The sequence below is a fragment of the Effusibacillus sp. SKA8 genome (assembly GCF_058273125.1).
Window position 1 is genome coordinate 46981 of record NZ_JBZCSF010000018.1, and the last position, 7389, is coordinate 54369.

A 7389-nucleotide genomic window follows, 5' to 3' on the forward strand; every position below is an offset into this window, starting at 1 on the left:
CACCGTCTCCACCGGCAGATGGTCCAGTTGGGTTGTGCGTGGATCGGCTGATTTCCGGCGCTCGTACGTGATTTTCTTCATGGGCGGCTCTTCGCCTTTTGGCGTGGCAAGTACTTCCGCTTCGTTGAACAGATCCAACTCCAGCTGGTTCGGATCCGTCTTTTCGCTTGAGGCGCCGAAACGCTTTTTTTGCGCCAGGCGGAACTGTTCTTCGTACCATTTGAGTTTGGCCGACAGTTCGGCAACCTGCTGTTCCAGCCTGGCAACCTGAGCCTCATATTCTTCCATTGTAAGGGTAGGGGTGACATTTTCACACCGATCGCCGGATTCCTTGTGGCCGATCCGAATGACAACCCCTGGTTCCGGTTTACGGTTTTCAGGTGAGGATGTCACGGTCACCGGCGTCCAACCCGTGAGGGAAGTCGTTGTCCGGTTCGAATCGGATAGCCGTTTCAAACGTTTCAGCCAATACTTCAATTGATGGATGGAAATGCCTTGCGCCTCGCACCACGCGGCCATCGTCAGTCCGCTGGTTCGGTACTCTTCAATGCGGGAAACCCATTCCCGGATCCGTTGTTCACGATTTTTGCCGCAATGGCCGCCCTGAGTATCGGCCTGTCGGAAGCGTCCCTTACAAGCGACTCATCGGATACATCAACGGCAGGAGTCGGAACAACTTCAAGAACGGTAAGCGCAAGCGCCAAAAAGCGTTCGAGCGCCTGTATTTTGTGAGGAAATTTCCGGTTGTATACCCGGCGAAGCTCATCGATGTTTTAATCGCAAACCATGCCGTGGTTGGGGTGTGTAACGGCTTTGACGTACGCCTGATAAGGCGTTCCTTCACTGCTCAAGGAGGCGGAGATCAGGATGTTGGTGTCGATCAATACTCTCATAGCCCTTCAATCTCCGCGCGTACATCCTTTACCAGATCCATCACGTCGTCATCGCTGCGGATCTCGGCTTTTTCCGCTTTGCCCTCCATTTCCTTCTGCAGCATTTTCATGGCGTAGACAGCGGAATTCATAAGGATAACTCGGTCTTCCTCGCAAATGAGGGTGACACGGTCTCCGGTGGAAAGGCGAAGCTTGGAGCGGATATCTTTTGGCCGTTAGTATATGCCAAACCGCGTCGCAATACAATAGCTTTTCGTATTTTTGGCTCAACACCAAAGTTAGTGCTTGACTCTATGTACCAAACCGCCTGCGGTTACATTCGACCAGAAGCCCTTGGACGTAACGCTCCCGGTTCCGAGTGAAGTAATGTCGGCGTTGATAAGCTTTGATTCGGTTGTTTCTCCCTTCAACCGCCGCATTGGTCCAACGACAAGAATGGTAATTGAGGATCTCCGTTCGCCAGTTTCGCATCGTTTTGATGCAGGCGGCGATCGCCGGATGCTGCAAACGTTCGCCCTGTTCCAGCCAGCGATCGAACCAGATAGCAGCTACTTTGGCATCGGGTGCACAGTCGTACCATTCCGCAAGCGCTTCTTTCCAGGCGTGGACCTGCTGTAAAAGTGGCGAATAGCTCAAGATTTCTTGTAACTCCGGCTGCTTTTCGGAAGGCAGCGATGCCGCCTGGGGGTTCAGGAGCCGGTGTTTGGCTTTGAGGTTGGCCCGGGCTCTGGCTGCTAGCGAGGTCTGGACGTCTTTTCGAACGGCTTGAAGGGCATCGATCACGTAACGCGTTACATGAAATCGGTCCGCGACTCGAAGGGCGTCCAGAAAACTCTGTTCCGAGTTGCAATGGGTCATTTCGTTCAATCAGAAACAAGTTGCTAGTGTTATAATAAAAGCCATAGAGATATTGTCCGAATACATATGGAGGTACTATGGCAAAAAGACGTGATGTACCGGCACAATTGAAATTGGATATGTGCGACCCCAATGAGATGGAACGTTTGCGGGCAGAAAACAATCGGTTACATGAACAGAATGTGAAGTTATTGGCCGAAATTAAACGCTTGAAACAATTGGTCCATTCTGAAACAGATTTAAAGCGTCGTTCTGATAACAAGATATCACCAGAGACGATGACCGGGGAATCGCCGTGTTCGGAAAATGCAGCAAGTTCGGTTATGGTGACAAAACAATCTCCCATTGAAGAAAAACTCGCATTGTTTCGCAATTACTTTAAAGGCAGGGAAGATGTGTACGCCGTACGCGGAATCGATAAAACAGGAAAACCGGCGTATTTTCCGCAGAAGAAGCGGCTCGGAAAAGAAAACGGAAAAATCGTGTGGGGTGATTACCTGCCTTTGACGGACGAAGTCCTCAAAGCCCATTTGCAGGAAGAGAATAGACCGGTCACAATCGGGATCTATCCGGTTTTGCTTGATGAAACTTGCTGGTTTCTGGCGATTGATTTTGATAAAGCAAGCTGGAAGGAAGATACGGCCGCTTTTCTGGAAACTTGTCGCAAATTGAATGTTCCTGCAGCATTGGAACGTTCGCGCTCGGGGAACGGAGGTCATGTTTGGATCTTTTTTAACGAGCCTGTTCCTGCACGAACAGCACGAATGTTGGGCAGTACTCTATTGACCCTCACTTTGGAGAAACGGCATCAAATAGGGTTGGACTCGTACGACCGAATGTTTCCCAATCAGGATACGCTGCCGAAAGAGAAGAAACTCGGCAATTTGATTGCTTTGCCGCTGCAAAGGCTGCCCGGCAAGGAAGGAAACAGCTTGTTTATCAACGATCATTTTGAACCTCATAAAGATCAGTGGATATTCTTGTCCTCACTCAGAAAAATGGCGTTGTCCGAGGTGGAAGCCATTGTCCGCGAAGCCGAACGGAGAGGCGATGTCATCCGTATTGCAAAATCGGAAACGGAAGAGGAGGAGATCGAGCCCTGGAATTTGCCGTTGGGTAAGGAGAAACCATCTGTTCTGAAAAAACCTCTTCCAACTCATATAAAGCTGGTGCTGAGCAACATGCTGTATATGGACAAACAGGGGTTGTCATCTTCACAAATCAATCATTTTATTCGCATGGCTGCTTTCCAAAACCCCGAGTTTTATAAAGCTCAATCCATGCGGTTGCCTACATTCGGCAAGCCGCGCATTATCAATTGTTCGGAAGACTTGGCACGATATCTGGCTTTGCCGCGCGGATGCTATGATGCAGTTGTTCAACTGCTTCGGAGCCAAGAGGTTACGGTGGACATTGTGGATGAACGGAATCCGGGAACGCCAATTGATGTGGCCTTTCAAGGAGAACTAAGGGATGGACAAAAACAAGCCGTTCATGAGCTACTTAAGCATGATATCGGGATTTTGTCTGCAACTACCGCGTTTGGGAAAACGGTGGTCGCCGCACGGATGATTGCGGCTAGGGCAGTAAATACGTTAATTTTGGTGCATCGCACGCAGCTAATGGAGCAGTGGAAGGAACAACTGTCCCTGTTTCTCAAGATTCCGGTGAAAGAAATCGGACTGATTGGCGGAGGCAAAAACAAAAGAACGGGGCGAATCGATGTGGCCATGCTGCAGACGATTTACGCAAAAGGGGAAATCAAAGACTTCATCGCCGATTACGGACATATCCTCGTCGATGAATGTCATCACATTTCCGCTTTCAGCTTTGAGCAGGTACTTAAGAGGGCCAAGGCCAAATATATCCTGGGGTTGACGGCAACTCTCACCCGTAAAGACGGTCACCATCCGATTGTGCTCATGCAGTGCGGCCCCGTTCGTTATAAGGCCGATGCAAAAAGCCAAGCAAAAACCAGGCCTTTTCAGCATGTGGTCATTCCAAGGTATACGGACTTTAAACTGCCGGAAGCGGGATCCAATGTCCCGATCCACGAGCTTTACGATAAATTGATCGCTGATGAATCGCGAAACGAACTTATTTTCGATGACCTTCTGAAAGCGCTGGATCAAGGAAGATCGCCGATTTTGCTGACGGACCGCACGTCTCATCTGGAATATTTCGCGAACAGACTGCGGGGTTTTGCCAAAAATGTGATCGTGCTGCGTGGCGGGATAGGGAAAAAGAAGCGGAAGGAGATACAGGAACAGATCCATTCCATTCCTGGCGATCAGGAGCGAGTTCTTCTTGCCACCGGCCGATTTGTGGGAGAAGGGTTTGATGACCCCCGTCTGGATACGCTGTTTTTGGTCATGCCGATTTCCTGGAAGGGAACGCTGCAGCAATATGCAGGCAGACTTCATCGGCTTTACGAAGGAAAACGCGAGGTGCAAATCTACGATTACGTGGATATTCAGGTTCCCGTCTTTATGCGCATGTACAACAAAAGGTTGAGAGGATACCATGCGATGGGCTACAGTGAACAAGCGGTGACAATCCAAGTCTGATTAGGAAGGAGAAAAGTGCGTGCCGAATCCGCACGCTGCCATCAATCCAAGATTGATCAGTATTTTTACCGGTGAAGATTCGGCATCCATCAAGGAAAAGCCGACCTTGTCCATGTCCGTGCGGCAGCGGTGCGAAGTATAAGTTTTGCTGCGCGAAGAAGCTGAAAAACTTCGATATTGACCGGTTTATTTTGGATTTTTCCACTGAGGGATAGCATGAGCCGGATTGGCCAAAATGAATACAATACCATCTTGCTTGCGCTAAGGGAGTTTGCCGAGTCCATGGAGTTGAAACCCTCTGTTACGGTCTACAGTCGTGGGGAAAGGATCCGAAAGCAAAGATTGCGCTTCTCCAAATACGGCAGCCCCCGCGTGGAAGAAATGTACGGACCTTAACTTAAGTTTGCGGGGCAGCGTTGGCTGCGACAGGGACTACTGAGAAGGAATTAAGGTTCTTCCATCCGAACAGGATCAAACATGGTATAAATAATTAAAAACATGCTGCAATGCTGCATAAGGTGGTTGTTGTATTGAGCGTGAACAAGGAAGAACTAGTTTCCCTTGAAAAAATCCTGTATAAAGGGTTCCTTGGCCAAAAAAAGGAATTCCGTTTTCCAATCGAGAATTGGTAAATGACGAACAAACCAAATCAAACTCGAGGGCAACGGAATTCTTGCTTCTTAAAAGATCCGACATAAACCCGTGCCTTCCTTCCAAGGAGGCTATTTTTTATGATTCGTACATTCGTACCCATCATGCTCAACTGGATCTCTTCGAATCCACCCTGCCTCCGGAAATACTAAACTGAAATTGGGGGTGTTTTGCTTTTTAAATTTAAGGGTTGCCAGATGATGCAAGGGGTTTCGTTCTCAAATCAGTGCGAAACCTGTGAGTGATCTTGTTGGCACCAATGCCACGAAGCGTTGGTGTTGGAGAAAGGAGACGGAGAGATTATGATTCGAGAATTGACTTACGAGGAGATTGAGATTGGGGATGCCGCCGTTTTTTCCAAGACGATAGGGGAGATTGACATCTACCAGTTTGCCGGAATCACGGGCGATTTTAACCCGATGCATATGGATAAGGAGTACGCCGGCACCACCTTTTTCAAGGAGCGGATTGCGCACGGAATGTTAACGGCCAGTTTCATCTCCACGGTTTTGGGAATGAAATTGCCGGGCCCGAATACAATTTATCTGGAACAAACGGTTCGTTTTCTCGCACCCGTAAAAATCGGCGACACGATTCGCGCCAGGGCGGAGGTCATTGAAAAAATCGACGCGAAAAAACAGATCCGCCTCCGCACCACCGTTACCAACCAACACGGGAAAACGGTTGTGGACGGGGAAGCGCTGGTCATGAAGAAAGGGTGATCCTCCTTGCTGTCTGGGATTGAATCCAAAAAGAAAACGATCAGCCAGTTTTTGGAGATGATTTCCGATGGCGACGACTTGATCGTACCGCTTGCCAACGGGGAGCCACAGACTTTGCTTGACGCGCTGGAAGCAAATGCGACGCGTTTTTCGGGTGTCCGGATTCACCAGATGCATGCGCTGAAGCCAAGGGCGTACATCCAGGGCGCTTATCCCGGTCATTTGCGCTATGTCGCTTATTTCTTAAGCGGGGCGACCCGGCAGGCGTTTTGGGAAGGGAAATGCGATCTGGTGCCCAACCACTTTCACGAGATGCCCCGGCTGTTGCGGGAAACGGTGAAACCGTCCCTGGTGCTGGCGGCAGCTTCGCCGATTGACCGGCACGGATATTTTTCGCTGGGTACCAACGCGGATTACACGGCGTCTTTTATCGGGGAAGTTCCGATATTTTTGGAAGTGAACGCCCAAATGCCCAGAACGTATGGCGAAAATCAGGTTCACATCAGCCAGGTCGCGGGATATATTGAGGTGGATTACCCGTTGCATGAGGTCAAACCGTCGACGGTTACCGAGGCGGACGTTAAAATTGCCGAATTCGTCGCCGAACGGATTACCGACGGCAGCACATTGCAAGTCGGGATCGGATCGATCCCCAATGCCATTCTTGCCCGATTGACCGAAAAACGCGATTTGGGCATTCATTCCGAGTTGTTGACGGATGGAATGGTGGACCTGGTGGAAGCCGGCGTCATTACCGGCGTGGCGAAAACGACGCACCGCGGAAAAATGATTGCGACGTTTGCGCTGGGTACGAAGCGCTTGTACGATTTTATCCACGAAAATGCCGGGGTGGAGATGTTGCCGGTGGAGCTGGTCAACGACCCGCGGGAAATCGCAAAAGAGGAGTGGATGATTTCCATCAATGCGACGACGGAAGTGGATTTTTTGGGACAGTGCGCTTCGGAAACGGTTGCCGGCCGGTATTACAGTTCCAGCGGCGGCCAGGCCGATTTTGCCCGGGGCGCCCGTTTTGCCAAATACGGAAAAGGGTTTATCTGTTTGCACTCCACCACCAAACAGGGAACCATTTCCCGGATTCGTCCGCAATTGAGCCCGGGATCGGCGGTGACCACTTCCAAAAATGATGTGGATCATGTGGTGACGGAATACGGGGTGGCGGAATTGCGGGGCAAAAGTATCAAGCAGCGGACGGAAGCGCTGATTGCCATCGCCCATCCGGCGTTTCGGGAGGAGCTGCGGTTTGCAGCGAAACGCTTGGGATATCTGCTTTGACAACTCCTTCAGCACCGCGCGAATCTGGAGTTTTCCACGAAGCGAAAGAAAGTGAGTTGAATATTTCATTAAAATTTAAAAAATATTGACTTGACAGATAGCAACTCCTGGTGTGTATTTATGGTACGAATATGCATTTAATTTTTACAATGCTGTTTAACGGTGTTGCCGCCAGGAATGTCAAAACGGGAAAGTTTTATAGGGAGGGAATTTTTATGAACGGCAATTTGGAAAAACTGACAGAATTTTATCTGGAACAGTATCAAAAAAATACGGCTCGGTTGTTTGACGCCATCCGGGATTCCGTGGCGGCGACCGCGGAGCTGGTCGGTTGGGCGCAAAAGGAGTCGCAGCAGGCGGTGGAACGCATGACCCAGCAAGGCATCGAGAGAATCGTTTCGCAAC

The 7389-nt window shown here is 50.0% G+C and carries 6 protein-coding genes and 2 pseudogenes; 5 read left to right on the plus strand and 3 right to left on the minus strand.

Features of this window, described 5'->3' with window-relative positions:
• Window positions 1-12: 12 nt before the first annotated feature.
• The 3 genes and pseudogenes from tnpA to AC4ED1_RS13485 all read right to left on the minus strand — a co-directional run.
• Window positions 13-570, minus strand: a pseudogene (gene tnpA / locus AC4ED1_RS13475) (IS66 family insertion sequence element accessory protein TnpA); the annotation flags it as partial.
• 319 nt (window positions 571-889) lie between these two features.
• On the minus strand, window positions 890-1024 hold the full coding sequence (locus AC4ED1_RS13480) for a hypothetical protein (protein WP_490939453.1): 135 nt from the start codon (window positions 1022-1024) through the stop codon (window positions 890-892).
• 160 nt (window positions 1025-1184) lie between these two features.
• Window positions 1185-1724: pseudogene (locus AC4ED1_RS13485) on the minus strand (ISL3 family transposase); the annotation flags it as partial.
• Window positions 1725-2074: 350 nt separating this feature from the next.
• Between AC4ED1_RS13485 and AC4ED1_RS13490 the strand changes: the two are divergent.
• From AC4ED1_RS13490 to AC4ED1_RS13510, 5 genes are all read left to right on the plus strand, one after another.
• Window positions 2075-4318 carry a TOTE conflict system archaeo-eukaryotic primase domain-containing protein gene (locus AC4ED1_RS13490; RefSeq protein ID WP_490939455.1) on the plus strand — a complete coding sequence of 748 codons (2244 nt, stop codon included), beginning with the start codon at window positions 2075-2077 and terminating at the stop codon, window positions 4316-4318.
• Window positions 4319-4389: 71 nt separating this feature from the next.
• The gene (locus AC4ED1_RS13495) at window positions 4390-4533 is read left to right on the plus strand and encodes a hypothetical protein (RefSeq protein ID WP_490939457.1); all 144 of its coding nucleotides are present in this window, start codon (window positions 4390-4392) and stop codon (window positions 4531-4533) included.
• Window positions 4534-5271: 738 nt separating this feature from the next.
• Window positions 5272-5691 carry a MaoC family dehydratase gene (locus tag AC4ED1_RS13500; protein ID WP_490939459.1) on the plus strand — a complete coding sequence of 140 codons (420 nt, stop codon included), beginning with the start codon at window positions 5272-5274 and terminating at the stop codon, window positions 5689-5691.
• A gap of 6 nt (window positions 5692-5697) precedes the next feature.
• Entirely contained in the window at window positions 5698-6984 is a 1287-nt protein-coding gene (locus AC4ED1_RS13505) for an acetyl-CoA hydrolase/transferase family protein (protein ID WP_490939461.1), read from the plus strand.
• A gap of 215 nt (window positions 6985-7199) precedes the next feature.
• A partial coding sequence (locus AC4ED1_RS13510) for a hypothetical protein (protein WP_490939463.1) occupies window positions 7200-7389 on the plus strand: 190 nt, incomplete at its 3' end.

What these genes read in the sequence shown, in the direction of transcription:
- AC4ED1_RS13500 (WP_490939459.1), top strand. Translation starts at nt 5,272, where the DNA reads ATGATTCGAGAATTGACTTACGAGGAGATTGAGATTGGGGATGCCGCC.
- AC4ED1_RS13480 (WP_490939453.1), bottom strand. Translation starts at nt 1,024, where the DNA reads ATGAATTCCGCTGTCTACGCCATGAAAATGCTGCAGAAGGAAATGGAG.
- AC4ED1_RS13490 (WP_490939455.1), top strand. Translation starts at nt 2,075, where the DNA reads ATGGTGACAAAACAATCTCCCATTGAAGAAAAACTCGCATTGTTTCGC.